2 rRNA genes are annotated in these 325 nt (G+C 53.2%); both read right to left on the minus strand.

Features of this window, described 5'->3' with window-relative positions:
• A 5S ribosomal RNA gene (rrf, locus tag ETV65_RS24805) occupies positions 1 to 80 on the minus strand; the annotation flags it as partial.
• 138 nt (positions 81 to 218) lie between these two features.
• Positions 219 to 325: ribosomal RNA gene (locus tag ETV65_RS24810) — 23S ribosomal RNA — on the minus strand; the annotation flags it as partial.

Here is a 325-nt window from a genome sequence, read left to right on the forward strand (position 1 = left end):
ACACTACCATCGGCGCTACGGCGTTTCACTTCTGAGTTCGGCATGGGGTCAGGTGGGACCACCGCGCTAGTGCCGCCAGGCAAATTCTGTTTCATCCGTACCGCAGCGCATCAGGGTTGCTCACCCCCGCGCCGCCATACGAACCAATTCCGGAACATTCCGCTGAAAATCTACTCTCTCGAGCCTGTCTCTCAAATCCAAAACACCTTTGGTGTTGTAAGGTTAAGCCTCTCGGGTCATTAGTACTGGTTAGCTCAATGCATCGCTGCACTTACACACCCAGCCTATCAACGTCTTAGTCTTAAACGTCCCTTCAGGTGGCTTA

It is taken from the genome of Rahnella sp. RFA10(1/100) (genome assembly GCF_004195115.1).
GTDB lineage: Bacteria > Pseudomonadota > Gammaproteobacteria > Enterobacterales > Enterobacteriaceae > Rahnella > Rahnella perminowiae.